This window comes from Mesorhizobium sp. LCM 4577, assembly GCF_001854795.2.
In the GTDB taxonomy this organism is placed as follows: domain Bacteria; phylum Pseudomonadota; class Alphaproteobacteria; order Rhizobiales; family Rhizobiaceae; genus Mesorhizobium; species Mesorhizobium plurifarium.
On sequence record NZ_MDDU01000024.1, the window covers coordinates 118,413 to 142,884 of the forward strand.

At 63.7% G+C, this 24,472-nt stretch carries 27 protein-coding genes; 22 read left to right on the forward strand and 5 right to left on the reverse strand.

All coding sequences use genetic code 11. The features are described from left to right. Positions 1-28 precede the first annotated feature (28 nt). The 4 genes from sseA to LCM4577_RS22215 all read left to right on the forward strand — a co-directional run bounded on the left by sseA (position 29) and on the right by LCM4577_RS22215 (position 2,726). On the forward strand, positions 29-880 hold the full coding sequence (gene sseA, locus LCM4577_RS22200; protein WP_071073440.1) for a 3-mercaptopyruvate sulfurtransferase: 852 nt from the start codon (positions 29-31) through the stop codon (positions 878-880). Further along, positions 880-1,443, forward strand: coding sequence for a GNAT family N-acetyltransferase (locus tag LCM4577_RS22205; protein WP_041006755.1), 564 nt, complete (start codon positions 880-882; stop codon positions 1,441-1,443). Before sseA ends, LCM4577_RS22205 begins: the two co-directional genes overlap by 1 nt. Positions 1,444-1,554: 111 nt before the next feature. Then, positions 1,555-2,112, forward strand: coding sequence for an OmpA family protein (locus LCM4577_RS22210; RefSeq protein ID WP_071073442.1), 558 nt, complete (start codon positions 1,555-1,557; stop codon positions 2,110-2,112). Positions 2,113-2,258: 146 nt separating this feature from the next. After that, positions 2,259-2,726 carry a DUF1203 domain-containing protein gene (locus LCM4577_RS22215; RefSeq protein ID WP_071030045.1) on the forward strand — a complete coding sequence of 156 codons (468 nt, stop codon included), beginning with the start codon at positions 2,259-2,261 and terminating at the stop codon, positions 2,724-2,726. A gap of 439 nt (positions 2,727-3,165) precedes the next feature. Here LCM4577_RS22215 and ald read toward each other — a convergent pair whose 3' ends face one another. After that, positions 3,166-4,281, reverse strand: a complete 1,116-nt coding sequence (gene ald, locus LCM4577_RS22220) for an alanine dehydrogenase (RefSeq protein WP_040982961.1) — start codon at positions 4,279-4,281, stop codon at positions 3,166-3,168. 213 nt (positions 4,282-4,494) lie between these two features. Here ald and LCM4577_RS22225 point away from each other — a divergent pair, with 213 nt between their 5' ends. Next, positions 4,495-4,968, forward strand: a complete 474-nt coding sequence (locus LCM4577_RS22225) for an Lrp/AsnC family transcriptional regulator (RefSeq protein ID WP_040982960.1) — start codon at positions 4,495-4,497, stop codon at positions 4,966-4,968. Here the strand turns inward: LCM4577_RS22225 and LCM4577_RS22230 are convergent. Further along, positions 4,965-5,624: a 5-formyltetrahydrofolate cyclo-ligase gene (locus LCM4577_RS22230; RefSeq protein ID WP_116390133.1), complete on the reverse strand. Its 660-nt coding sequence runs from the start codon at positions 5,622-5,624 to the stop codon at positions 4,965-4,967. The genes LCM4577_RS22225 and LCM4577_RS22230 overlap by 4 nt on opposite strands. Positions 5,625-5,798: 174 nt before the next feature. On the opposite strand from LCM4577_RS22230, the gene LCM4577_RS22235 reads away from it, so the two are divergent. The 7 genes from LCM4577_RS22235 (at position 5,799) to LCM4577_RS22265 (ending at position 12,156) form a co-directional block, all read left to right on the forward strand. Next, positions 5,799-7,064, forward strand: coding sequence for an NAD(P)/FAD-dependent oxidoreductase (locus LCM4577_RS22235; RefSeq protein WP_071073443.1), 1,266 nt, complete (start codon positions 5,799-5,801; stop codon positions 7,062-7,064). Between the two features lie 131 nt (positions 7,065-7,195). Continuing rightward, positions 7,196-9,184 (forward strand): bifunctional 2',3'-cyclic-nucleotide 2'-phosphodiesterase/3'-nucleotidase, encoded by a 1,989-nt coding sequence (locus LCM4577_RS22240; RefSeq protein ID WP_071073445.1) that lies wholly within the window; start codon positions 7,196-7,198, stop codon positions 9,182-9,184. Between the two features lie 136 nt (positions 9,185-9,320). Next, positions 9,321-9,449 carry a hypothetical protein gene (locus LCM4577_RS22245; protein WP_274535009.1) on the forward strand — a complete coding sequence of 43 codons (129 nt, stop codon included), beginning with the start codon at positions 9,321-9,323 and terminating at the stop codon, positions 9,447-9,449. A gap of 101 nt (positions 9,450-9,550) precedes the next feature. Further along, positions 9,551-9,841, forward strand: a complete 291-nt coding sequence (locus LCM4577_RS22250; protein WP_041006747.1) for a Dabb family protein — start codon at positions 9,551-9,553, stop codon at positions 9,839-9,841. Positions 9,842-9,912: 71 nt separating this feature from the next. Next, complete coding sequence (locus LCM4577_RS22255; RefSeq protein WP_071073447.1) at positions 9,913-10,797, forward strand: VOC family protein; 885 nt, start codon at positions 9,913-9,915, stop codon at positions 10,795-10,797. Continuing rightward, complete coding sequence (gene kdsA, locus LCM4577_RS22260) at positions 10,794-11,654, forward strand: 3-deoxy-8-phosphooctulonate synthase (protein ID WP_071073448.1); 861 nt, start codon at positions 10,794-10,796, stop codon at positions 11,652-11,654. The genes LCM4577_RS22255 and kdsA overlap by 4 nt, the downstream gene beginning before the upstream one ends. A gap of 136 nt (positions 11,655-11,790) precedes the next feature. Next, positions 11,791-12,156: a PRC-barrel domain-containing protein gene (locus tag LCM4577_RS22265; protein ID WP_071030031.1), complete on the forward strand. Its 366-nt coding sequence runs from the start codon at positions 11,791-11,793 to the stop codon at positions 12,154-12,156. Positions 12,157-12,222: 66 nt separating this feature from the next. Here the strand turns inward: LCM4577_RS22265 and LCM4577_RS22270 are convergent, their stop codons facing one another. Next, positions 12,223-12,345 (reverse strand): hypothetical protein, encoded by a 123-nt coding sequence (locus LCM4577_RS22270; RefSeq protein ID WP_274534951.1) that lies wholly within the window; start codon positions 12,343-12,345, stop codon positions 12,223-12,225. 200 nt (positions 12,346-12,545) lie between these two features. On the opposite strand from LCM4577_RS22270, the gene eno reads away from it, so the two are divergent. The 10 genes from eno (at position 12,546) to LCM4577_RS22320 (ending at position 22,501) form a co-directional block, all read left to right on the forward strand. Next, a complete protein-coding gene (gene eno, locus LCM4577_RS22275; protein ID WP_071073450.1) occupies positions 12,546-13,820 on the forward strand; it encodes a phosphopyruvate hydratase in 1,275 nt (424 codons plus the stop codon). Between the two features lie 158 nt (positions 13,821-13,978). Next, complete coding sequence (locus tag LCM4577_RS22280) at positions 13,979-14,302, forward strand: septum formation initiator family protein (protein ID WP_071030026.1); 324 nt, start codon at positions 13,979-13,981, stop codon at positions 14,300-14,302. Between the two features lie 175 nt (positions 14,303-14,477). Then, positions 14,478-15,515 carry a pyruvate dehydrogenase (acetyl-transferring) E1 component subunit alpha gene (gene pdhA / locus LCM4577_RS22285; RefSeq protein WP_071030025.1) on the forward strand — a complete coding sequence of 346 codons (1,038 nt, stop codon included), beginning with the start codon at positions 14,478-14,480 and terminating at the stop codon, positions 15,513-15,515. 15 nt (positions 15,516-15,530) lie between these two features. After that, positions 15,531-16,916, forward strand: coding sequence for a pyruvate dehydrogenase complex E1 component subunit beta (locus tag LCM4577_RS22290; RefSeq protein ID WP_071073452.1), 1,386 nt, complete (start codon positions 15,531-15,533; stop codon positions 16,914-16,916). Between the two features lie 18 nt (positions 16,917-16,934). Next, positions 16,935-18,305: a pyruvate dehydrogenase complex dihydrolipoamide acetyltransferase gene (locus tag LCM4577_RS22295; protein ID WP_071073454.1), complete on the forward strand. Its 1,371-nt coding sequence runs from the start codon at positions 16,935-16,937 to the stop codon at positions 18,303-18,305. Between the two features lie 132 nt (positions 18,306-18,437). Then, complete coding sequence (locus tag LCM4577_RS22300) at positions 18,438-19,076, forward strand: SGNH/GDSL hydrolase family protein (protein ID WP_071073456.1); 639 nt, start codon at positions 18,438-18,440, stop codon at positions 19,074-19,076. 27 nt (positions 19,077-19,103) lie between these two features. Next, complete coding sequence (gene lpdA, locus LCM4577_RS22305; protein WP_071073458.1) at positions 19,104-20,552, forward strand: dihydrolipoyl dehydrogenase; 1,449 nt, start codon at positions 19,104-19,106, stop codon at positions 20,550-20,552. 138 nt (positions 20,553-20,690) lie between these two features. After that, positions 20,691-20,948, forward strand: coding sequence for a GlsB/YeaQ/YmgE family stress response membrane protein (locus tag LCM4577_RS22310; RefSeq protein WP_071030014.1), 258 nt, complete (start codon positions 20,691-20,693; stop codon positions 20,946-20,948). Positions 20,949-21,073: 125 nt separating this feature from the next. Continuing rightward, entirely contained in the window at positions 21,074-22,039 is a 966-nt protein-coding gene (gene lipA, locus LCM4577_RS22315; protein WP_040982929.1) for a lipoyl synthase, read from the forward strand. A 6-nt stretch (positions 22,040-22,045) separates the two neighbouring features. Then, the gene (locus tag LCM4577_RS22320; RefSeq protein WP_071073460.1) at positions 22,046-22,501 is read left to right on the forward strand and encodes a type II toxin-antitoxin system RatA family toxin; all 456 of its coding nucleotides are present in this window, start codon (positions 22,046-22,048) and stop codon (positions 22,499-22,501) included. A gap of 3 nt (positions 22,502-22,504) precedes the next feature. On the opposite strand, the gene LCM4577_RS22325 is transcribed toward LCM4577_RS22320, so the two are convergent. Both LCM4577_RS22325 and LCM4577_RS22330 read right to left on the reverse strand, forming a co-directional pair. After that, a complete protein-coding gene (locus LCM4577_RS22325) occupies positions 22,505-23,002 on the reverse strand; it encodes a CinA family protein (RefSeq protein WP_071073462.1) in 498 nt (165 codons plus the stop codon). After that, complete coding sequence (locus LCM4577_RS22330) at positions 22,999-24,228, reverse strand: bifunctional 2-C-methyl-D-erythritol 4-phosphate cytidylyltransferase/2-C-methyl-D-erythritol 2,4-cyclodiphosphate synthase (protein WP_071073463.1); 1,230 nt, start codon at positions 24,226-24,228, stop codon at positions 22,999-23,001. Before LCM4577_RS22330 ends, LCM4577_RS22325 begins: the two co-directional genes overlap by 4 nt. Positions 24,229-24,472 lie beyond the last annotated feature (244 nt).

Below are 24,472 nucleotides of genomic sequence, written 5' to 3' on the forward strand. Positions count from 1 at the left end.
GCGCGAAGGCGGGCCAGGGAGAACAAAAATGGCGCAGGACAGTCCTTTCATCGTCGACGCCGATTGGCTGGAGAAGCGGCTTGGCGAGCCCGGCCTCACCATCATCGACGCCTCCTGGTATCTGCCGGCGCAAAACCGCGACGCCCGCGCTGAATACGATGCCGCCCACATTCCCGGAGCGCGCTTCCTCGACCAGGACGCGGTTTCCGATCCGGATTCGAAACTGCCGCACACACTGGCCTCGCCGCAGCACTTCGCCCAATATGTCGGCGCGATGGGCGTTTCGGCCGACGACACCATCGTCGTCTATGATGGACCCGGCCTGTTCTCGGCGCCCCGCGCCTGGTGGATGTTCCGCGTCATGGGCGTCTTCCAGGTCTACATCCTGAACGGCGGCATTGACCGCTGGAAGGCCGAGGGGCGGCCGGTGACTTCCGAGCCGACCAAGATCGCGCCGAGTGTCTTCCATGCCGATTTCGACAAGGGTCGGGTGGTTACCCTCGACGAAATGCGCAGGATCGTCGGTGGCCGGGAGAGCCAGATCGCCGACGCGCGCTCGGCCGGCCGTTTCGCCGGAACCGATCCGGAACCGCGCCCGGGCGTCCGTTCGGGCCACATGCCGGGCGCGCACAATGTCCCGATCACGGCGCTTGCCGAGAATGGCGAGTTGCTGCCCAAGGACCGCTTGCGCAAGGTAATCGAGGCTGCCGGCATCGATCTCTCGAAGCCCGTTGTCACGTCTTGCGGCTCGGGCATCACGGCGGCGGCGATCACGCTGGCGCTGGAGACGCTCGGCCATAGCGACAATCGGCTTTACGACGGGTCGTGGACGGAATGGGGCGGTCTCAGCGACACGCCGGTGGTGACAGGGAAAGAATGATGCAAAACGGCGCGCCGCAAGATATCGACGTCACGGTCACCTTCCTGGAGATGCATGCCGCACCCGCGGTCTCGCCGCCRATCCCCTACAACCGCCAGATCGCGCTGCTGAAGACGAAAGATATCCCGCTCCATTTCTACCGCTATCTGATGGATCGCGTCGGGCGCAAATGGCATTGGGTCAATGTGCTGAGGCTGAGCGACGAGGAGCTTGCCGCCGGCCTGCACCGCGAGGACCGCGACATCCGCGTGCTCTATCTCGACGGCGCTCCCGCCGGTTTCTTCGATCTCAAGCCGCATCTTCCGGACGAAGTGGAGCTCGCCTATTTCGGCATGATGGAACATGCGCACGGCCAAGGCATCGGCCGCTGGTTCCTTGGCGCCGCGATCTCGGCGGCCTGGGCGCATGGCCCAAGGCGCGTCACCGTGCAGACCTGCACGCTCGATCACCCGGCGGCTCTGCCGCTCTACCAGAAGCTCGGCTTCACGCCGGTGGCGCAGAAGAAGGAGGTCGTTCGTCCGCTGACCTTCGCCGAGCGCTCGGCCAGCGTCATGCGAGGCTAAAGCCGTTCCCCGGAATTGCCTCGCGCCTGAACATTTCGTTCATCGCCGCTTCAGACTGTCTTGGCCATTGTCCGGCCGCATTACGAGGCCGAGCTTATAGGAGACAAAGACATGTTGACCCGACGTACATTTGCCGTGGCCATGATTGCGGCAATTGCCATGCCGAGCCTGGCATCCGCACAGGCGACCACGCCTTCGGCCGCGACGATCGAGCGGCAGCTCGACGCCGCGCCAAGGAAGAAGCTGCGCGCCAATGAACGCGTTACCATTCGCGAATTCAAGCGCCGGCCGGATCTGCGGCGCATGGCGCGCTCGATCGACATCCAGTCGATCAATTTCGAGTTCGGCTCGGCCGCCATTGCCCCTTCGCAATATGGCAAGGTCGAAATCATTGCAGACGCGCTCCATCGCATCCTGCGCCGCGACCGCGGCGCGCGCATCCTGATCGAGGGCCACACCGACGCCGTGGGTTCCTTCGAATCGAACCAGGTTCTGTCCGAACGCCGCGCCGCCTCGCTGAAGCGGACGCTGGTAAACGAGTTCGGCGTGCCCTCGTTCGCGCTGGACACCGTCGGCTATGGCGAGGAATTCCTGCTTGTGCAGACCCAGCAGGAGAACTGGCGCAACCGCCGCGTGACGCTGCGCCGCTTCGACGATTTCGTGCGGTAACGCTCAGACCGACAACGCTGCTCGTCGAGGGCCCGGTTGCGCAAGGCAGCCGGGCTCTTTCATATGTGCGCGCCACCTGTCAGGAATCGGGTGGGAAGCGCTGGCGCCGAGCCATAATTTCCGGACATCGACACCGGAGATCGCCCATGAGCATCCAGTTCAAAGCCTTGCCAACCGAAGCCGTGCGCGCCTTGCAGCGGGGAGGGCCCGATGCCTATGGGCGCACCCCGGAGCACCGGATTTCCGACGGCGACGGCGTGCCATGCAGGCATTGCCTCAAGAACGTCGCCGAGGGTGACGGCTATCTTATCGTTGCCTACCGGCCGTTCCCGGATCCGCAGCCCTATGCCGAAACCGGCCCGATCTTCCTGCATGCCGAGGAATGCGATCGCGCCGCCGACGGGAAAGCGCTGCCGGAGATGCTCGAAAGCAGCGACTATATCGTCAGGGGCTACGGCAAGGACGATCGCATCGTCTATGGCAGCGGCGCGGTCACGCCGACGGGCGACATCGCCGCTCGCGCGACTTCACTGCTTGAGCGCGACGACATCGCCTACATCCATGTCCGCTCGGCGCGGAACAATTGCTATCAATGCCGCATCGAGCGGGCCTGAGCCCAAACCCGTATGGCCCCAAAAAGAAGCCCGCCGATGGTCAGGCGGGCCGTTGGAGGGTCTGACAGAAGCTGTCGGCGAGTGCTGTCCAGGCCGGACTTGTCCAACCCGGACAGCAGCTCAGGCCGCCAGTAACAACACGTGTCTAGGCGGCCTTCGCGCAGGGCGAATGTGAAGCGTTTCACACAAGGGCGCACAATGGCTCTAAGCCGGGAACCAGCCTTTCAGGACTGTCGTATTCCCGTCGTACTCCTTTGCTAGAAGGCAGTTGTTGATGATGTGTCGACCGCGGATGGACCGGCGACAGATCGCAACATCGAGGAAGCGGGGCTTTTGCTCCGCTTTTTTGTTGCCCGGATCCGGTGCCGGTTTTGCGCGCAAGAAAAAGCCCGCCGGAATGATCCGGCGGGCGCGACAGGAGGAAGTTCCGGCCGGGATGTCAGGCCGCAAGGACCGCCTTAGGCTCGACCATTTCATAGCCGAGCGCTTCGGCGACGGCGCGGTTGGTGATCTTGCCCTTATGGACATTGAGGCCGTTGCGCAGGTGGTGGTCGTCGACCAGCGCCTTGAGGCCCTTGTCGGCGAGCTGCAGGCCATAGTGCAGCGTCGCGTTGTTGAGCGCATGCGCCGAGGTGACCGGCACGGCGCCGGGCATGTTGGCGACGCAATAGTGGATCACGCCGTCGACCTCATAGGTCGGATCGGCGTGCGTCGTGGCATGCGAGGTCTCGAAGCAGCCGCCCTGGTCGATCGCGACGTCGACCAGCACCGAGCCCTTCTTCATGCCGGAGAGCATTTCGCGGGTGACGAGCTTGGGCGCCGCGGCGCCGGGGATCAGCACGGCGCCGATGACGACGTCGGCCGAGAAGCATTCTTCCTCCAGCGCCTCGACGGTCGAATAGCGCGTATGCACGCGGCCVCCGAAGATGTCGTCGAGCTGACGCAAGCGCGGGATCGAGCGGTCGATGATGGTGACGTCGGCGCCGAGGCCGGCCGCCATCTTGGCCGCGTGCAGGCCGACGACACCGCCGCCGAGCACGGTGACCTTGCCGGGCAGCACGCCGGGCACGCCGCCGAGCAGCACGCCGCGGCCGCCATTGGCCTTCTGCAGCGCGGTCGCGCCGGCCTGGATCGACAGGCGGCCGGCGACTTCCGACATCGGCGCCAGCAGCGGCAGGCCGCCGCGGTCGTCGGTCACGGTTTCGTAAGCAACCGCGGTGACGCCCGAGCCAAGAAGACCCTTGGTCTGCTCCGGATCGGGAGCCAAATGGAGATAGGTGTAGAGGATCTGGCCGTCGCGCAGCTGAACCCATTCGTTGGGCTGCGGCTCCTTGACCTTGACGATCATGTCCGACTTGGCGAACACGTCCGCGGCCGTCTTGGCGATGGTGGCGCCGGCGGCGCGATAGGCGTTATCGTCGGCGCCGATGCCGGCGCCGGCGCCGGTCTCGACCAGCACTTCGTGGCCGTGCGCGACATATTCGCGGACCGAGCCGGGCGTCAGACCGACGCGATATTCATGGTTCTTGATTTCCTTGGGGCAGCCGACACGCATTCTTCTTCTCCTCAGTGCGCCCTTCGAAGGGCGCTCTCCCTGTCACTGGTGCATGCCATCGGCTCCGGAACGCCGCGCGATTTGGAGGCGACACGCAATAATCGCAGTCAACCACGAATCGTTCCGTATGTGTTTGCGAATGCACTTGCGACAATGGTCGCTCTTCGATAATCGTTGCGCAAAACGAATAGAAATTCGCAGGAACCACGAAAAATGCGGCTCGACAGGATTGATATCGCCATTCTGGAGACTTTGCAGAAGGATGGCCGGATTCCCAATGCGGCACTAGCCGAGAAGGTCGGCCTTTCCCAATCGGCCTGTTCGCGCAGGCTCGACAATCTGGAGAAGTCGGGAACCATCCGCGGCTACCATGCGCGGCTGTCCAATTCCGCGCTCGGCCACCAGATGACGGCGATCGTGCACATATCGCTGTCGGGGCAATTCGAAAAGACGTTGTCGGATTTCGAGGCGGCGATCAAGCGCTGCCCGAACGTGCTCTCCTGCCATTTGATGTCGGGCGAATACGACTACATCCTGCGCATCGCGGCCAAGGACCTCGTCGACTATGAGCGCATCCACAAGGAATGGCTGTCGGCCATGCCGCATGTGACGAAGATCAACTCGTCCTTCGCATTGCGTGAGATCGTCGATCGCACGGCGGTCGGGCTGCGGCCGGAGATGGCTTAGACCGCTGCGGCTTCGGTCACCACGGTCGTCATCGGGATGTCGTGCGCCTGCGGGTAGATGGTCGGGATACGCTGCAACTCGTAGCCGACGCCGATGACCAGCGGCCTGAACGGCATCGCGGCGAGCGTACGGTCGTAAAAGCCGCCGCCATAGCCCAGCCGGTAGTTGCCAGGATCGATGCCGACGATCGGCGAGATCACGATGTCGGGCAGCACCGGATCGCCTTCGGCCGGGATCGGAATGTTCCAGACGCCCTTTTCCAGCCGGTCGCCCGGTCTGTAGGCGCGAAAGACCAGCGGCTGTCCCTTCTCGACGACGACAGGCAGCGCGGTGCGGCCGCCGCGCTCGTTGATCGAGGCCATCCAGCCGCGCAGGTCCGGCTCGCCGCGAAACGGCCAGTAGAGGCTGACCATCCGGCCGTCTATATCGCCGATCAGCGCGTCGATGCCATCCGCGATGCGCGTCGACATGGCGGCGCGCGCGTCGGCTGAAACGGCGAGGCGAGCGTTGATGAGCCGCTCGCGCTCGGCCTTGCGCCATCGCCTGATATCCGTCCAGTCGGAGAGCGGCTCCCGATATTCCGGGTCGAGCTCGTGCATGAAGCAGGGCGGTGATGCGTATTGGGCCGGCCCGTCGTCGTCGCGATTATCAGCCATGATAGGTTCCTGTCGTACGGTCTCACGCTATACCTGTGGCAGGGCGCGTTCCATGTGCATTCACGACGCCACGCGACGACTCTGGGGCATGCTTCCTGTCCGGCAAGATGTTGTTGCAGTGCACAAAAATACCTACATCCCTGTGTGGTGGTTTTACGTCGCGAGGTGGATGAAATGAGCGAAGCCGAGCATCATGTCGTGGTCGTTGGCGCCGGGTTCGGCGGGCTCGAACTCACCCGCGCGTTGCATGGCGCACCGGTGCGCATCACCATGATCGACAAGCGCAATCACCACCTGTTCCAGCCGCTGCTTTACCAGGTGGCGACGACGTCGCTGGCGACTTCCGAGGTCGCGTGGCCGATCCGTCATCTTTTACGCAGGCGCAAGGACGTGACGACGCTTCTCGGTACCGTCACCGGGGTCGACCGCGCCGGCAAGCGCGTGCTGCTCGAAGACGGCAGCTCGGTTCCCTACGACACGCTCGTGCTCGCCACAGGCGCGCGCCACGCCTATTTCGGCCACGACGAATGGGAACCGTTCGCGCCGGGACTGAAGACGCTCGAGGATGCCACCGCGATCCGGCGTCGCATCCTGCTCGCTTTCGAGCAGGCGGAGCGCGAAGCCGACCCGGCGAAGCGCCAGGCGCTGCTGACGCTGGTCATCATTGGCGGCGGGCCGACCGGCGTCGAGCTCGCCGGCACCATTGTCGAGCTAGCGCATGACACGTTGCGCGGCGAATTCCGCAACATCGACACACGCCAGGCGCGCGTCGTGCTGATCGAGGCCGGCGACCGGATCCTGGCCAATTTCGCGCCGCAGCTTTCCGACTATGCCCGCAAGGCGCTGGAAAGGCTGGGCGTCACCGTCGAGCTCGGACGCCCCGTGACACAACTCGATGCCGAAGGCGTCGTCTTCGGCGACAAGCGCCTGCCGGCAAGGACGATCATTTGGGCGGCCGGCGTTGCCGCTTCGCCGGCGGCCGAATGGCTGGGAGCCGCGGCCGACCGGGCGGGCAGGGTGATCGTCGAACCCGACCTCACCGTGCCGGGCAATCCCGACATTTTCGTCATCGGCGACACCGCGCATGTGCTGCGTCCGGATGGAAAGCCGGTGCCGGGCGTGGCGCCCTCGGCCAAGCAGGAGGGCAAGCATGTCGCCGCGACGATCAAGGCGCGCCTTGCCGGCGACACGGCGACACGGCCTTTCCAGTACCGGCATGCCGGCGACCTGGCGACGATCGGCAAGCGCGCCGCAGCCATCGACTTCGGCTGGATCAAGCTCACCGGCTGGCTCGCCTGGTGGCTCTGGGGCATAGCCCACATCTATTTCCTGATCGATTTCCGCAACCGCCTGGCGGTCTCGCTTAGCTGGCTATGGATATATCTTACCGGTCAGCGCAGCGCGCGCCTGATCACCCAGGGCGACGACGACAAAAGCTGATTCCTCGCCTTCATCGACACGTCACCTTGTCGTGATCGGAAGGCCTCCAGCGCACATGGACTCAATGCGTATTCAGCGCCATGCTCCGCTGCCAGGGCAGGGGTCACAGCGTTGTTGGAGAGGAGAACACGATGTCACGACCGCCAGCCGCTCAAAGTCAATTCTCCCGCCGCGAATTCCTGGCTGGCGCCGCTGCCGGCGGCGCGCTGATCATGCTGCATCCGTTCTCCGCCCGTGCCGCGGCCAACCAGGCGCATCTCAGGATCATGGAAACCACCGACATCCATGTGAACCTTTTGCCCTATGATTACTACGCCGACAAAGCGAACGACACGATGGGGCTGTCGCGGACGGCCTCGCTGATCGATGCGGTGCGCAAGGAAGCCGTGAATTCGATGCTGATCGACAATGGCGACCTCTTGCAGGGCAGTCCGATGGGCGACTATGTCGCCTACGAAAGGGGGATGAAGGACGGCGACTTGCATCCGATCATGAAGGGCATGAACCTGCTCGGCTACGAATGCTCCACGCTCGGCAACCATGAGTTCAATTACGGCCTGTCCTTTCTCGACAAGGTGTTGGCCGGCGCCAATTTCCCCTTCGTCTGCGCGAATTTGATCCGCGGCACCACGCCGGCCAGCAACCCGCGCGACGACAAGCTCTACCTCAAGCCCTATGTGATCCTCGACAGGAAGATCAAGGACGGTTCCGGGGCCGAGCAGCCGATCAGGATCGGCGTCATCGGCTTCGTTCCGCCGCAGATCATGGTGTGGGATCTCAAGAATCTCGAAGGCAACGTCCAGACGCGCGACATCGTCGAAGCGGCCAGGGCCTGGGTGCCGCAGATCAGGGAAGAGGGCACTGACATCGTCATCGCGCTCTCGCATTCCGGCATCGACATCAAGCAGAGCGACAAGATGGAGAACGCTTCCTTCTTCGTTGCCGGCGTCGAAGGCATCGACGCCGTCTTCACCGGGCACCAGCATCTAGTCTTCCCCGGCAAGAAGGATTTCCAGGCGCTCGCGGGCGTCGACACCGAAAAGGGCACGCTGCAGGGCAAGCCAGCGGTCATGGGCGGCTTCTGGGGCTCGCATATGGGTCTGATCGACCTGCTTCTGGAGCGCGACGGCTCGAAATGGCGGGTTGTCTCGGCCACCTCCGAGGCGCGGCCGATCTATGAGCGCCACGACAACAAGAACAAGGCGAAGGTCGGCGACGATAAGCGCATCATCGCCGCGCTCGAGCAAGACCATCAGGCAACCCTTGCCTATGTCCGCCGTCCCGTCGGCAAGACATCGGCGCCGCTCTATTCCTATTTCGCTCTGGTCGCCGACGATCCGTCCGTGCAGATCGTCAACCAGGCGCAGACCTGGTATCTCAAGGACATATTGAAGAGCACTGAATGGAAGGACATGCCGCTGCTGTCGGCGGCGGCGCCCTTCAAGGCCGGCGGCCGAAACGGCGCCGACTATTATACCGATGTTCCCGTGGGCGACATCGCCATAAAGAACGTCGCCGATCTCTATCTCTACCCGAACACGGTGCGCGCCGTCGAAATCACCGGCGCCGAGGTGAAGGAATGGCTCGAGATGTCTGCCGGCATCTTCAACCACATCGAGCCGGGCAAGGCGGACCAGCCGCTCATCAACACCGATTTCCCATCGTACAACTTCGACGTCATCGACGGCGTCACCTACAGGATCGACCTGTCGCAGCCACCGAAATACGATGCCAAGGGCGGCCTCGCGAACGCCGGCTCCAATCGCATAGTCGACTTGAAATTCGACGGTAAAGCGATTGATCCGGCCGCGAAATTCGTCGTTGCCACCAACAATTACCGCGCTGGCGGAGGCGGCAATTTCCCCGACATCAATGCTTCGAAGATCATCTACGAGGCGCCGGATACCAACCGCGATGTGATCGTGCGCTTTGTCGTCAGCGAGGGAACGATCAATCCTTCCGCCGACGACAACTGGTCGTTCGCGCCGCTGCCCGGCGCCAGCGTCGTCTTCGAGACCGGACCGAGGGCCAAGGATTTCATCGCGGAGGTGAAATCCCTGAAGATCGAGCCCGCCGGCGAGGGCGAGGCGGGGTTCGCCAGATACCGCATCACGCTCTGACGCCCTCGCGCCCACGCGGCGTCTTCCACCTGCTACGCCGCCGACGGAAAGCAGCCTCAGGCAAAAAGCAGTGAACTGGAACGATCGCCGCAGCTCCTGCTCTGGTTCCGGCCGTTCACATGCGGTAGTTTTTGCCATGCGTTATGTGATCGTCATCGTCGCCATCGCCTTCTTCCTGATCTGGGATGGCGTTTACAATCATGGCCATTACCTCGATGTGGCCGTGAAGGAGGCGTCGCGCATCGTGCGCTACGTCACCGGGTAAGGTCTCGCGGCTTCGCCTCGCGGGCGCGACATCGTTGCCGGTTGACGCCCAGGCGTTGCTCCCACAGAAACACCGCTGAATCGAAGACCAGGGAGGCTGGCTTGATCCGGCACATTGTTTTCTTCAGCGTGCGGCGCAAGGAAGATGTCGAGCCTGTGCGCTCGGGCCTGCTGGCGCTCGGCAAGATTCCGCACTCCAAGCATTTCGAGGTAACGCTCAACACCAAGGTCGATCTGTTCTCGAACGCGATCGATGTGGTCGTCTATGCCGAGTTCGAGGACGAGGCGGCGCTTGCCGCCTACAAGGCGCATCCGATTTATGCCGACACGACCAGCAAGGTGAAGCCGCTGCGCGAGCTGCGCTATTCGGCCGATGTCGTGGCCGCGGCCTGAACCGGCAGAGCGCGCTCCCGGCGGTCCGCCGCTCTTGAACCGCGGGCCGGAATGGGGCACACCCCGCCGGCATGATCAAAACCGCTGCTCATCCACTCGACCACCTCGTGCTGCCGACACGGAGCCTCGATGCCGTGCGGTCGCGTCTGGCCTCGCTCGGCTTCGTCGTTGCGCCCACGGGCATCCACCCGTTCGGCACGGAGAACGCTTGCGTCTTTTTCGCCGACGGCACCTATCTCGAGCCGCTTGCCATCGGCAACGAACAGACGGCGGACCGCGCCATCGGCGAGGGCAATGTCTTCGTCGCGCGCGACCGTGCCTATCGCGAACGGCTGGGCGAGGAGGGCTTTTCCGCCGTCGTGCTCGGAACCGGCAATGCCGATGCCGACCATAGGCGCTTCGCCGAAGCCGGCCTGTCGGCCGGTGACATGTTGGGTTTCTCACGCGCCTTCACCGATGCGAACGGAAAGAGCGATACCGCGTCCTTCAAGCTGGCCTTCGCGGCCGACAACGGGGCGTCGGACGCGTTCCTCTTCGCCTGCGAGCGCGTCAACGCGCCGAAGATCGATCGCACGGCGCTCCAGGTGCATGCCAATGGCGTGACCGGCATCGTCGAAGTGATCGCGGTCAGCGACGCGCCGTCCGCGCAGATCGGATTGATCTCTATTGCCGCGGACGCGAGTGCCGGCGACCTTGGGGCGGCCGACGCGGTGCGGCTGCCGAACGCAATCCTGAGCGTCGTCACGCCCGGGACCTACCTGCAGCGCTTCGGCATGGCGGCCAAGCCGTCGTCGCATTTGCGGTTTGAGGCGATTGTCTTCTCGGTCCGCGACAAAGCTTCAGTTGCGCAGGCGCTTGCGGCCGGCGCTGTCGATCACAACATGAGCGGCGATGATATCGTCGTTCCGCCGGCGCGCGGGCAGGGCGCCGCCTTCATCTTCCGGGAGATCCCATGAGCAAGCCGCAAGCGTCCAATTCGATGGCGCCCAATACATCGGTAACCGTCGGCAAGGTCGTCTTCGCCAACAATGCGCCGCTGTCGCTGATCGCCGGCCCGTGCCAGCTTGAATCGCGCCAGCACGCTTTCGACATGGCCGGCGCCCTGAAGGAACTGACGGAGCGTCTGGGCATCGGCCTCGTCTACAAGACCAGCTACGACAAGGCCAACCGCACCTCGCTCTCGGCGACGCGCGGCGCGGGGCTTGACGCGGCGATGCCGATCTTCGACGATCTGCGCAAGGAGTTTGGGCTCCCGGTGCTGACCGACGTCCACACCGAGGAGCAATGCTCTGTTGTGGCACCCCATGTCGATATCCTGCAGATCCCGGCTTTCCTGTCGCGCCAGACCGACATGCTGGTCGCCGCGGCTAGGACCGGCAAGGTCATCAATGTGAAGAAGGGCCAGTTCCTCGCGCCCTGGGACATGAAGAACGTCGTCGCCAAGATCACCGGCTCCGGCAATCCGAACGTTCTGACCACCGAGCGCGGCGTCTCCTTCGGCTACAATACGCTGGTGTCGGACATGCGCTCGCTGCCGGTCATGGCCGAGATCGGCGCCCCGGTGATTTTCGACGCGACCCATTCCGTGCAGCAGCCGGGCGGGCAGGGCGGCTCGTCGGGCGGCRAACGGCGCTTCGTCGAAACGCTCGCGCGCGCAGCCGTTGCCGTCGGCGTCGCCGGCGTCTTCATCGAAACCCATCAGGACCCAGACAACTCGACATCCTCCGACGGCCCAAACATGGTCCCGTTGAAGGACATGCCGGCGCTGCTGGAAAAGCTCATGGCCTTCGACCGCATCGCCAAAGGTCACTGATTGCGGCAACGGATTCGATCCAGTGCCGGCATGCGATGAGCCAACGCTATCTCACCGATAGCCTAGCAAATCATCGGGAACCTTCGCCCACTCCTCTCATTGTCAGTGCAGGCATCCAACCGAGAGGAGCACCACCATGACCACCCCGTCCGGGCACACTGAAGCCATTGCCGCCTCGCGCGTCATCGGCACGTCTGTCTACAACACCGAAGGCAACAGCATCGGCAGCATCGAGGATGTGATGCTCGACAAGATGTCGAACGGCATCATGTTCGCCGTGATCGGTTTCGGCGGTTTCCTCGGCATGGGCGAAAAGTACCACGCCATCCCGTGGGCGACGCTCGACTATGACGAGGACAAAGGCGGTTACGTTGTTCCATTCACCAAGGAACAGCTTCAGGCCGCGCCCGCATACTCGATCGAGGAACTGACCGGCGCCGACGGCGAAGCCGCCCGTGATGCTTCATTCCAGTACTACCATGTGAAGCCCTATTGGCATTGATCGCTTGATCTACGTGCTGAAATCGGAAGGCCCCCGACAATGAAGCCGGGGGCCTTTGCGTCTAAACTATTCCGCCGCGCCGAGAGTCGATAGCTCTACCGAACTCTGCTGGGGCTTCTGATCGTCGCATGACGTCAGGAATGCCGCCGCGATCAGGAACAAACTCACGATACCGCTCAACTGGGACATGGCGAAACTCCTCCTGTTTCGCCCCGCGCGAACGCGACCATAGATGAGAAGGCCACGTGATGCGCATGACTTATGATGACAGAAATTTGCGCTTCGTGAATCCGGCCCGCGGCAATAATTGCGGCGCCGCCGATTGCCTTTTGCGCCGCTTTGGCTAAGAGGGGCGCGACGCTTCAATCGATCAATCGGGGACATCGCAAATGACCGCCATCATCGACATTGTCGGGCGTGAAATCCTGGACAGCCGTGGCAATCCGACCGTGGAGGTCGATGTGGTGCTGGAAGACGGCTCGATGGGGCGCGCCGCGGTGCCCTCGGGCGCATCGACCGGCGCGCATGAGGCGGTCGAACTGCGCGATGGCGGGCCACGCTATCTCGGCAAGGGCGTCCAGCGGGCGGTCGAGGCCGTAAACGGCGAGCTGTTCGAGGCGATCGGCGGCATGGAAGCCGAGAACCAGATCCATATCGACCAGACGATGATCGAGCTCGACGGCACCCCGAACAAGAGCCGCCTCGGCGCCAACGCCATCCTCGGCGTATCGCTGGCGGTCGCCAAGGCCGCGGCGGAAGCCGCCGGCCTGCCGCTCTACCGCTATATCGGCGGCACCAAGGCGCACATCCTGCCGGTGCCGATGATGAACATCATCAATGGCGGCGCCCATGCCGACAATCCGGTCGATTTCCAGGAATTCATGATCCTGCCCGTCGGCGCGCCGACGCTGCGCGATGGCGTGCGCTGGGGCTCGGAGATCTTCCACACGCTGCGCAAGAAGCTCAAGGACGCCGGCCATAACACCAATGTCGGCGACGAGGGCGGCTTCGCCMCCAACCTGAAAAGCGCGCCGGCGGCGCTCGATTTCATCATGGAATCGATCGAGAAGGCCGGCTTCAAGCCGGGCGAGGACGTGGCGCTTGGCCTCGACTGCGCGGCGACCGAGTTCTTCAAGGACGGCAATTATGTCTATGAAGGCGAGAAGAAGACCCGCGATCCCAAGGCGCAGGCCAAGTATATCGCCAAGCTGGCTGCCGACTATCCGATCATCACCATCGAGGACGGCCTTGCCGAGGACGACTGGGAAGGTTGGAAGATCCTGACCGACCTGATCGGCAAGAAGGTTCAGCTCGTCGGCGACGACCTCTTCGTCACCAACACGGCTCGGCTGCGCGACGGCATCCGCATGGGCGTCGCCAATTCGATCCTGGTGAAGGTCAACCAGATCGGCTCGCTGACCGAGACGCTTGACGCGGTCGAGACCGCGCACAAGGCGGCCTACACCGCGGTCATGTCGCACCGTTCGGGCGAGACCGAGGATTCGACCATCGCCGACCTCGCGGTCGCCACCAATTGCGGACAGATCAAGACCGGCTCCCTGTCGCGTTCGGACCGCATGGCCAAATACAACCAGCTCATCCGTATCGAGGAAGAGCTCGGCAAACAGGCGCGCTACGCCGGCAAGTCGGTGGTCAAAGGCTGATCCAGCCTGTTCTGACGAACCTTAAAAAAGGGCGGGCATTCCCGCCCTTTTTCGTTTCCGGCGGCCATGCAACGGGCCGTCCGTAACCGTCCATTAAGCACAATCGGGCGAAATACGACTCATGGCCGCTTGCGTTCGCGGCCGCGAGGGTTCGGGTCATGTGGACACGTCAGCACAAGCAGAGAAACACCGGCAGGCTGATCATCCCCTCGCTTTGCGTGCTCTTCCTGGCCTATTTCGGCTTCCACGCCTATCACGGCGAATTCGGCATCTACTCCAAGTATCGGCTCGAGGCCCAGGCGGCCGAGCTGCAGGCTCAGCTCGATGCCGTGAAGGCGCGCCGGATCGACTTCGAGCGCCGCGTTCAGCTGATGCACGAAGGCACGCTGGAGAAGGATATGCTTGACGAGCAGGCCCGAAAGGCGCTCAATCTGTCCCAGCCCGACGAAATCACCATCATGTTGCCCGCCCCGGCGAAATAACCGAATTTCGGTTAACAGCCTTTATTCGCAATGATTCTAATCGCTTAGATGCATGCCAGCCATGCATTTTTCAGCATGGCACAATGCATCCTTGCGTGTTAGCCTCGCGCAAATCGGTGGGGAGGCGATCGATCTCCCTGAATGTCCGCAAAGAGACGCCAACAGGGAGTGACGCATGGCCACCGCCGCCAAAAAAGCGCCCGCCAAATCCAAATCCGACAAACAGCCCAATCTGTCAGCGCCCAAGCCCGCTGATTTCACCAAGGAAGAAGAGCTTTCCGCCTATAGGCACATGCTCTTGATCCGCCGCTTCGAGGAGAAGGCCGGCCAGCTCTACGGCATGGGCTTCATCGGCGGCTTCTGCCATCTCTATATCGGCCAGGAGGCCGTCGTCACCGGCATGAAGATGGCGCTGGTCGAAGGCGACCAGATGATCACCGCCTATCGCGACCATGGCCACATGCTGGCGATGGAGCTGTCGCCGCGCGGCGTCATGGCCGAGCTCACCGGGCGCCGCGGCGGCCTGTCCAAGGGCAAGGGCGGCTCCATGCACATGTTCTCCAAGGAGAAGCATTTCTACGGCGGCCACGGTATTGTCGGCGCCCAGGTGTCGCTCGGCACCGGATTGGCCTTCGCCAACCGCTACCGCGACAACAAGAACGTCACGCTGACCTATTTCGGAGACGGCGCGGCCAACCAGGGCCAGGTCTACGAAAGCTTCAACATGGCCTCGCTGTGGAAGCTGCCGGTGATCTACATCATCGAGAACAATCGCTACGCCATGGGCACGTCCGTGTCGCGCTCGTCGGCCGAGACCGACTTCTCGCACCGCGGCGCTTCCTTCAAGATTCCCGGTATCCAGGTCGACGGCATGGATGTCCGCGCCGTGAAATCAGCGGCCGAGCTCGCCACCGAATGGTGCCGCGCCGGCAACGGCCCGCTGATCCTCGAGATGCAGACCTACCGCTATCGCGGCCACTCGATGTCCGATCCGGCGAAGTATCGTTCCAAGGAGGAAGTGCAGAAGATGCGCTCCGAGCACGACCCGATCGAACAGGTCCGGGTGCGGCTGCTCGACAAGAAGTGGGCAAGCGAGGACGAGCTCAAGGCCGTCGACAAGGAAGTGCGCGACGTCGTCGCCGACGCCGCCGAATTCGCCCAGAACGACGCCGAGCCGGATCCGTCCGAGCTCTGGACCGACATCGTACTCTAAGGAGAGGGCAAGGACATGCCGATCGAAATTCTCATGCCCGCGCTCTCGCCGACGATGGAAGAGGGCAATCTTTCCAAATGGCTGAAGAACGAAGGCGACAAGATCGTCGCCGGTGACGTGATCGCCGAGATCGAGACCGACAAGGCGACGATGGAAGTCGAAGCCGTCGACGAAGGCACGCTGGCCAAGATCGTCGTTCCGGCCGGCACTGAAGGCGTCAAGGTCAACGCGGTGATCGCCGTGCTGGCAGTCGAYGGCGAGGACGTCGACAAGGCCGGTGAAGGCATAGGCGAGGAAGAGCCTGCCAAGGCTGAAGCCGCGCCGGCACCGGCCGCGGCCAAGAGCGAAGCTGCGGCTCCTGTCGCCGCAGCACCGAAGACGGAGGTCGCCGCCGACCCGGACATCCCCGCCGGCACCGAGATGGTGTCCACCACGGTGCGCGAGGCGCTCCGCGACGCCATGGCCGAGGAAATGCGCCGCGACGGCGACGTCTTCGTCATGGGCGAGGAAGTCGCCGAGTACCAGGGCGCCTACAAGATCACTCAAGGGTTGCTGCAGGAATTCGGGCCGCGCCGCGTCGTCGACACGCCCATCACCGAGCACGGCTTTGCCGGCGTCGGCGTGGGTGCGGCGATGGCAGGGCTTAAGCCGATCGTCGAGTTTATGACCTTCAACTTCGCCATGCAGGCGATCGACCAGATCATCAACTCCGCCGCCAAGACGCTCTATATGTCCGGCGGCCAGATGGGCGCGCCGATCGTCTTCCGTGGCCCGAACGGAGCCGCGGCCAGAGTCGCCGCCCAGCACTCGCAGTGCTATGCCGCCTGGTACAGCCATATCCCCGGCCTGAAGGTGGTGATGCCCTATACGGCCGCCGACGCCAAGGGCCTGCTCAAGGCGGCGATCCGGGACCCGAACCCGGTCATCTTCCTCGAGAACGAAATCCTCTACGGCCATTCCTTCGAGGTGCCGAAGCTCGACGATTTCGTGCTGCCGATCGGCAAGGCGCGCATCCACAAAAAAGGCAAGGACGTCACGCTCGTCTCCTTCGGCATCGGCATGACCTATGCGGTCAAGGCGGAGGCCGAACTGCGCGGCATGGGCATCGATGCCGAGATCATCGATCTCAGGACCATCCGGCCGCTCGACTTCGACACGATCATCGCCTCGGTGAAGAAGACCAACCGCCTCGTCGTGGTGGAAGAGGGCTTCCCGCAGAACTCGGTCGGCGATCACATCGCCAACCAGGTCTCGCAGCGCGCCTTCGACTTCCTCGACGCGCCGGTGATCACCATCGCCGGCAAGGATGTGCCGATGCCTTACGCGGCGAACCTGGAAAAGCTGGCTTTGCCCAATGTCGGCGAGGTCGTCGAGGCCGTCAAAGCCGTTACCTATCGCTAAGCCGGTCGGGAGGACATCATGCCAATCAACATCACCATGCCGGCGCTCTCTCCGACCATGGAAGAGGGCAATCTGTCGAAATGGTTGGTCAAGGAAGGCGACAAGGTTTCGCCGGGGGATGTGATCGCCGAGATCGAGACCGACAAGGCGACGATGGAAGTCGAGGCCGTTGATGAAGGCACGGTCGCCAAGCTCGTGGTGCCGGCTGGCACCGAAGGTGTCAAGGTCAACGCGCTGATCGCCATTTTGGCCGGCGAGGGCGAGGATGCCGCCGCCGCGGCCAAGAGCGGTGGTAGTGCAGCGCCAAAGGCCGAAGCGCCGAAAGCGGAAGCCCCGAAGGCCGAAGCGCCCAAGGAGACTCCGAAAGCGGCGGCCGCGGCACCCGCGCCGGCAAAGGCCGAGCCTGCTCCCGTGGCCAACGGTCACGCCGCCGGGGACCGCGTCTTCGCATCGCCGCTGGCCCGCCGCATCGCCAAGGATGCCGGCGTCGACGTGGCGGCGCTGGCCGGTTCCGGCCCGCATGGCCGCGTGGTGAAGGTCGACGTCGAGGCGGCGATCGCTTCCGGCGGCGCCCAGGCCGCGCCTGCGGCGAAGGCGCCAGCTGGCGCTCCATCCGCTCCGGCGCCCGCGCCGAAGCCGATGTCGGACGATCAGGTGCTGAAGCTGTTTGCCGAAGGCTCCTACGAGCTCGTGCCGCATGACAACATGCGCAAGACCATCGCGCGCCGCCTGGTCGAGGCGAAGAGCACCATCCCGCATTTCTATCTGACGCTGGATTGCGAGCTCGACGCGCTCTTGGCGCTGCGCACGCAACTCAATGCCGCCGCTCCGATGCGGAAGACCGACAAGGGCGAGGTTCCCGCCTACAAGCTGTCCGTCAACGATATGGTCATCAAGGCCATGGCGATGGCGCTGATGGCGGTGCCGGATGCCAACGCGTCGTGGACCGAAAACGCCATGGTCAAGCACAAGCATGCCGATGTCGGCGTTGCCGTCTCGATCCCCGGCGGCCTGATCACGCCGATCATCCGGCGTGCGGATGAAAAGACGCTGTCGGTGATCTCCAACGAGATGAAGGACCTGGCGAGCCGCGCCAGGAGCCGCAAGCTGAAGCCCGAAGAATATCAGGGCGGCACGACGGCGGTGTCCAATCTGGGCATGTTCGGCATCAAGGACTTTGCCGCCGTCATCAACCCGCCGCATGCGACGATCCTGGCGGTCGGCGCGGGCGAAGAGCGGGCTGTGGTGAAGAAGGGCGAGATCAAGGTGGCAACGGTGATGTCGGTGACACTCTCGACCGACCATCGCGCCGTCGACGGCGCGCTCGGCGCGGAACTGCTCGGCGCCTTCAAGCGCATGATCGAAAACCCGATGGGCATGCTGGTCTAGGAAGGAAAAGGCGGTGCGGATAGTCTTCACCGGCCTTTTCGCCTTGATCATTTTCGATCCCGCTGGCGAGCTCTTCGCACGCCGGCGCGTCAGGCGCTCGCAGCCAGGTTTCGGCAAGGGTTGGGCAACCGCATGAAGACAATTCTCTGCTATGGCGACTCGCTGACCTGGGGCTATGACGCCGGCAGCCTTGGTCGCCATGCCCTCGAGGACCGCTGGCCGAGCGTGCTCGGGGCGGCACTCGGCGAGGGTGTCGAGGTCATCGCCGAAGGATTGAACGGCCGCACCACGGCCTTCGACGACCATCTGGCCGGCGCCGATCGCAACGGCGCCCGCATCCTGCCGACGATCCTGACCAGCCACGCGCCGCTCGATCTCGTCATCTTCATGCTCGGCGCCAACGACATGAAGCCCTGGATCCACGGCAATCCGGTCGCCGCCAAGCAGGGCATCCAGCGCCTGATCGACATCGTGCGCGGCCACGGCTACCCGTTCGACTGGGACGCGCCGCAGATCCTCATCGTCGCGCCGCCGGTGGTGACGCGCACCGACAATGCCGAATTCAAGGAAATGTTCGCCGGCGGCGACGACGCCTCCAAGCGTCTGGCGCCGCAATATTCAGCGCTGGCCGACGAGGCCGGCTGCGGCTTCTTCGATGCCGGCACGGTCGCCACCACCACGCCACTYGACGGCGTCCATCTCGATGCCGAGAACACGCGGCGGATCGGCCAGGCGCTGGCGCCGCTCGTGCGTGTCATGCTCTCACTCTAACCCTCAGAAAGATCAGGGAGAAAACCCGTGGCTGAATCCTACGACGTCATCATCATCGGCTCAGGCCCCGGTGGCTATGTCACGGCGGTGCGTTCCGCCCAGCTCGGCTTCAAGACGGCGATCGTCGAGCGCGAGCATCTGGGCGGCATTTGCCTCAACTGGGGCTGCATCCCCACCAAGGCGCTGCTGCGCTCGGCCGAGATCATGCATTATTCGGATCATCTGAAGGACTACGGCCTGAAACTCGAAGGCGGCAAGGTCAGCCCCGACACGGCCGCCGTGGTCGACCGTTCCCGAAAAGTGTCGCTCAGGCTGAACACCGGCGTCGGCTTCCTGATGAAGAAGAACAAGGTCGACGTCATCTGGGGCGAGGCCAAGCTTTCCAAGCCGGGCGAGATCGTCGTTTCGAAGACGGCAAAGAAAGCGATGGAGCCGCAGCCGCCGGTGCCAAAGGGCGTCAAGGGCGAGGGCACCTACACCGCCAAGCACATCATCCTGGCGACTGGCGCCCGGCCGCGCGCGCTGCCCGGCATCGAGCCGGACGGCAAGCTGATCTGGACCTATTTCGAGGCGATGGTGCCGAAGGAAATGCCAAAATCGCTGCTCGTAATGGGTTCCGGCGCCATCGGCATCGAGTTCGCCTCCTTCTACCGCACCATGGGCGCGGACGTGACGGTGGTCGAGCTGCTGCCGCAGGTCATGCCGGTCGAGGACGCCGAGGTCTCGAAATTCGCGCAGAAACAGTTCGAGAAACAAGGGATGAAGATCATCCTCGAAGCCAAGGTGACCAAGGTCGACAAATCAGCCAATTCGGTCACTGCGCATGTCGAGATGAAGGACGGCAAGGTCGAGAAGATCACCGCCGACCGCATGATCTCGGCCGTCGGCGTGCAGGGCAACATCGAGAATCTCGGCCTGGAAGCGCTCGGTGTGAAGACGGACCGCGGCTGCATCGTCGTCGACGGCTACGGCAAGACCAATGTGCCCGGCATCTACGCCATCGGCGACGTCGCCGGGCCGCCGATGCTCGCTCACAAGGCCGAGCATGAAGGTGTGGTCTGCCTCGAGAAAATCGCCAATTTCCCCGGCGTGCATGCCATCGACAAGCTGAAGATCCCCGGCTGCACCTATTGCAGTCCGCAGGTGGCGTCTGTCGGCCTGACTGAAGCGAAAGCCAAGGCCGAAGGCAAGGATATCCGCGTCGGCCGCTTCCCCTTCAGCGCCAACGGCAAGGCCATCGCGCTCGGCGAGGACCAGGGTTTCGTCAAGACCATCTTCGACAAGAAGACCGGGCAGCTTCTCGGCGCACACATGGTCGGCGCCGAGGTGACCGAGCTCATCCAGGGTTTTGTCGTGGCGATGAACCTGGAGACGACCGAGGAAGAGTTGATGCACACGATCTTCCCGCATCCGACGCTGTCGGAGATGATGAAGGAGAGCGTGCTCGACGCCTATGGCCGCGCTTTGAACGCATGATAAGTCACCAATCGGTGATAGATAGCCGATCCGTGCTAGATTGGTCAGGCGAGACTCACACGCGGCAGCCGGAGAAAGCTGACAGCAAGGCAGTTCGTATCCGGATGCATTTTCACCTGATCGAGGAGGAATTGGCACATGCATATGAATGGCGTCGGCTGGATCACGGCCATTATCGTCGGCGGTCTGGCAGGCTGGTTCGCCGAGATGGTCATGAAGAGCAACACCGGCATCTTCATGAACATCATCATGGGCATCGTCGGCGCGGTGGTGCTGAACGCGATCCTGCAGGCTCTGAACATCCAGTCCCTCGGCGTCGGCTGGGTAGCCTATCTGATCACCGGTTTCATCGGCGCCTGCCTGCTGATCTTCGTGGGGCGGCTTGTTCGGCGCTGAACGCATGCCGCTATGCGGAAAGGGCCGTGGCGGCATGCGCCGGCGCGGCCTTTTTCTTTGCCGCGAAAAGTCTTAGATGACGAAGGACAGGCGGCCGCCGACACCGCGGCCGCGAAGGATTTGAAATGGTCACAGTCGTAGACACGATCGCCAACCGGCCGCGCCCGCGGCATCCCGAGAAGGCGCACCGGCCCGATCAGGAGGTGCTGCGCAAGCCCGACTGGATCCGCGTCAAGGCGCCGGTTTCCAAGGGCTATGCCGAAACGCGCGAGATCGTGAAGTCGCACAAGCTGGTGACGGTGTGCGAAGAGGCCGGCTGCCCGAATATCGGCGAATGCTGGGACAAGAAGCACGCCACCTTCATGATCATGGGCGAGATCTGCACGCGCGCCTGCGCCTTCTGCAATGTCGCGACCGGCATCCCGACCGCGCTCGATCCGGATGAGCCGGCGCGCGTGGCGCATGCCGTMAAGCAGATGGGGCTGAGCCACGTCGTCATCACCTCCGTCGACCGCGACGACCTGGCCGACGGCGGCGCACAGCATTTCGCCGATGTCATCCACGCCATCCGCGCCGAGGCGCCCTCGACGACGATCGAGATCCTGACGCCCGACTTCCTGCGCAAGGACGGCGCGCTGGAGGTCGTCGTTGCGGCCAAGCCCGACGTCTTCAACCACAATCTCGAAACCGTGCCGTCGAACTACCTGACGGTCCGTCCGGGCGCACGTTACTTCCACTCGATCCGGCTCTTGCAGCGCGTGAAAGAACTCGACCCGTCGATCTTCACCAAATCCGGCATCATGGTCGGCCTCGGCGAGGAGCGGAACGAAGTGCTGCAACTGATGGACGATCTGCGCTCGGCCAATGTCGACTTCATGACCATCGGCCAGTATCTGCAGCCTTCCAAGAAGCACCATCCGGTGATCCGCTTCATCCCGCCGGACGAGTTCAAGTCCTACGAGACCATCGGCAAGACCAAGGGTTTCCTGCTCGTGGCGTCGAGCCCGCTGACGCGCTCCTCGCACCATGCCGGCGAGGATTTCGCCAGGCTGCGCGCGGCGCGCGAGGCGCAGCTCGCGAAGGCCAGCTGACCTTCAATGCCGAAATTCGAGGCGACACGCCGCGTCGCGCATACACCGCAAGAGATGTTCGCGCTGGTTGCGGACATCGAGGCCTACCCGCAATTCCTGCCGCTCTGCGAATCGCTCACCGTGCGCTCGCGCAAGGAGCGTGACGGCCGCACTATCCTGGTTGCCGACATGAGCATCGGCTATAAGGCGATCCGCGAGACCTTCACGACGCAGGTGCTGCTGAAGCCCGACGAGAACGCCATCGACGTCAAATATATCGACGGCCCGTTCAAATATCTCAGCAACATCTGGCGCTTCGACCCCGCCGACAGCGGCTGCGAAGTGCATTTCTTCATCGACTACGAATTCAAGAGCCGCATTCTCGGCGCGCTGATGGGCACGATGTTCGACCGCGCTTTCCGCATGTTCTCGGAAGCCTTCGAGAAACGCGCCGACATGATCTATGGCGCGAAGCCGGCCTGATCTTCACCCGGCCCGATCCTGACCCAGCGCCCGCAACCCGAGTTGCAGCGCGTGCCGCACCGTCTCATGCCGGATGAATTCGCGGCCCTTTTGACCAAATAGCTGCCGCTCCGCGACAACAGGCTGCCCGGCCAACGCAATCCCGAACCACACAAGACCGACCGGCTTGTCCRCCGAGCCGCCGCTGGGGCCTGCAATGCCGGTGACGGCGAGCGACAGGCTGGCTTGCGAATGCGTCAGCGCGCCTGCCGCCATCTCCAGCACCGTCTCGCGCGAGACCGCGCCATGTGCGTCGAGCGTGGCGGCGGAGACGCCGAGCATCTCCATCTTGGCTTCGTTGGAATAGGTGATGAAGCCGCGATCGACCACGGCGGAGGATCCGGCGATGTCGGTGAGCGCGGCGATGATCAGGCCGCCGGTGCAGCTTTCGGCCGTCGCCAGCATGATGCCGCGCTGCTGGCAGGCCTGGAGCAAAGCTATGGCGAGTTCGGCGTTGCTCATGCGGGCACCTCTCCCGGATAGACCACGCTGGCGGTAGCGATCGCGGCGATGCCTTCGCCGCGCCCGACAAAGCCGAGCTTCTCGTTGGTCGTCGCCTTGATCGAAATGCGCTCGGGCGCAATGCCGAGCATGGCCGAAAGCGCCTCCGTCATCGCCGCGCGATGCGGCCCGACGCGCGGAGCCTCGCAGATCAGTGTGATATCGGCATTGGCGATGCGGCCGCCGCGCTCGCGCACCAGCTTTGCCGCGTGCTCGACGAAGATCGTCGAGGCCGCCCCCTTCCATTGCGGGTCCGAGGGCGKGAAATGCGTGCCGATGTCGCCGGCGCCGCAGGTGGCGAGCAGCGCGTCGGTCAGCGCGTGAAGCCCGACATCGGCGTCCGAATGGCCGGAGAGTTTTCGCTCATAGGGAATGGCGACGCCGCAGAGCGTCACATGGTCGCCGGGCTCGAACGCATGCACGTCGTAGCCATTGCCGGTGCGAATATCCGGGAAGCGCTGCTGCGCGCTCGAGAGCCGTTGGTCGGCCAATGCGATGTCCCTTGCCCAGGTGAGTTTGACGTTGTCTGGCGATCCGGGAACGATCCTGACCGGTATCTGCGCCCATTCGGCGATCGCCGCGTCGTCGGTGAACTCGGTCTTGCCGAGATGATGCGCCTTCTCATGCGCGGCGAGCAGCGGCCAGAATGGAAAACCCTGCGGCGTCTGCGCGGCATGCAGGCCGGCCCGCGACACTGTCTCGTCGATCATGCCGGTGGCCGATTCCCGCTTCAGCGTGTCGGCGACGGGCAGCGCCGGCAGCGCGCCCTGGCGCTCGCCGATGGCTTCGATCGTGCGGTCGATCAGCCCGGTGTCGACAAACGGGCGTACGGCATCATGCACCAGCACTTTTGCGGGTGCTTGCTCTCTCAGCGCCAGGAGACCGAGCCGGACGGATGCCTGGCGCGAAGGGCCGCCGATAACGGCGACAAGGCGATCGCCATGCGCCTCGGCCGCGCGCTGGAAGAGTTCGGCGTCGTCGGCGTGGATCGCCACGACCACGGGGCCGATCATCGGATGGGAGAGGAAGATATCCAGCGTATGGGCGATGACGGCGCGGCCGCCGATGCGCTGATACTGCTTCGGACCGTCGGCCTGTCCGGCGCGCGCGCCGCGGCCGGCGGCGACGATCACCACCCCGATCCCGCCGCCTGGGGACGCCGCTTGCCTTTCGCTTGCCTCGCTCATTCCGATCGGTCCTAGAGCCGGATGATTTCAGGTCTGTTCGACCTGAAATCTGAATCCGTCTCTAAATCAAAGAAGTAGAGCATGATGTCGGCCGAAAACCGCTCACACTTTTCGGCATCATGCTCTATTCGCGGTGATGGCCGAAGGCCAGCTTTTTCCAAAATGCGCCTTAATGTGACGTCATTGCGCGTTGCACAATGCTTCACTTCTGGCTAGAGAATGTGCACCGATCGAACATGCTTGG

What these genes read in the sequence shown, in the direction of transcription:
- sseA (WP_071073440.1), top strand. Translation starts at nt 29, where the DNA reads ATGGCGCAGGACAGTCCTTTCATCGTCGACGCCGATTGGCTGGAGAAG.
- LCM4577_RS22210 (WP_071073442.1), top strand. Translation starts at nt 1,555, where the DNA reads ATGTTGACCCGACGTACATTTGCCGTGGCCATGATTGCGGCAATTGCC.
- LCM4577_RS22215 (WP_071030045.1), top strand. Translation starts at nt 2,259, where the DNA reads ATGAGCATCCAGTTCAAAGCCTTGCCAACCGAAGCCGTGCGCGCCTTG.
- LCM4577_RS22225 (WP_040982960.1), top strand. Translation starts at nt 4,495, where the DNA reads ATGCGGCTCGACAGGATTGATATCGCCATTCTGGAGACTTTGCAGAAG.
- LCM4577_RS22230 (WP_116390133.1), bottom strand. Translation starts at nt 5,624, where the DNA reads ATGGCTGATAATCGCGACGACGACGGGCCGGCCCAATACGCATCACCG.
- LCM4577_RS22235 (WP_071073443.1), top strand. Translation starts at nt 5,799, where the DNA reads ATGAGCGAAGCCGAGCATCATGTCGTGGTCGTTGGCGCCGGGTTCGGC.
- LCM4577_RS22240 (WP_071073445.1), top strand. Translation starts at nt 7,196, where the DNA reads ATGTCACGACCGCCAGCCGCTCAAAGTCAATTCTCCCGCCGCGAATTC.
- LCM4577_RS22245 (WP_274535009.1), top strand. Translation starts at nt 9,321, where the DNA reads ATGCGTTATGTGATCGTCATCGTCGCCATCGCCTTCTTCCTGATCTGG.
- LCM4577_RS22255 (WP_071073447.1), top strand. Translation starts at nt 9,913, where the DNA reads ATGATCAAAACCGCTGCTCATCCACTCGACCACCTCGTGCTGCCGACA.
- LCM4577_RS22265 (WP_071030031.1), top strand. Translation starts at nt 11,791, where the DNA reads ATGACCACCCCGTCCGGGCACACTGAAGCCATTGCCGCCTCGCGCGTC.
- LCM4577_RS22270 (WP_274534951.1), bottom strand. Translation starts at nt 12,345, where the DNA reads ATGTCCCAGTTGAGCGGTATCGTGAGTTTGTTCCTGATCGCGGCGGCA.
- LCM4577_RS22280 (WP_071030026.1), top strand. Translation starts at nt 13,979, where the DNA reads ATGTGGACACGTCAGCACAAGCAGAGAAACACCGGCAGGCTGATCATC.
- pdhA (WP_071030025.1), top strand. Translation starts at nt 14,478, where the DNA reads ATGGCCACCGCCGCCAAAAAAGCGCCCGCCAAATCCAAATCCGACAAA.
- LCM4577_RS22295 (WP_071073454.1), top strand. Translation starts at nt 16,935, where the DNA reads ATGCCAATCAACATCACCATGCCGGCGCTCTCTCCGACCATGGAAGAG.
- LCM4577_RS22310 (WP_071030014.1), top strand. Translation starts at nt 20,691, where the DNA reads ATGCATATGAATGGCGTCGGCTGGATCACGGCCATTATCGTCGGCGGT.
- LCM4577_RS22320 (WP_071073460.1), top strand. Translation starts at nt 22,046, where the DNA reads ATGCCGAAATTCGAGGCGACACGCCGCGTCGCGCATACACCGCAAGAG.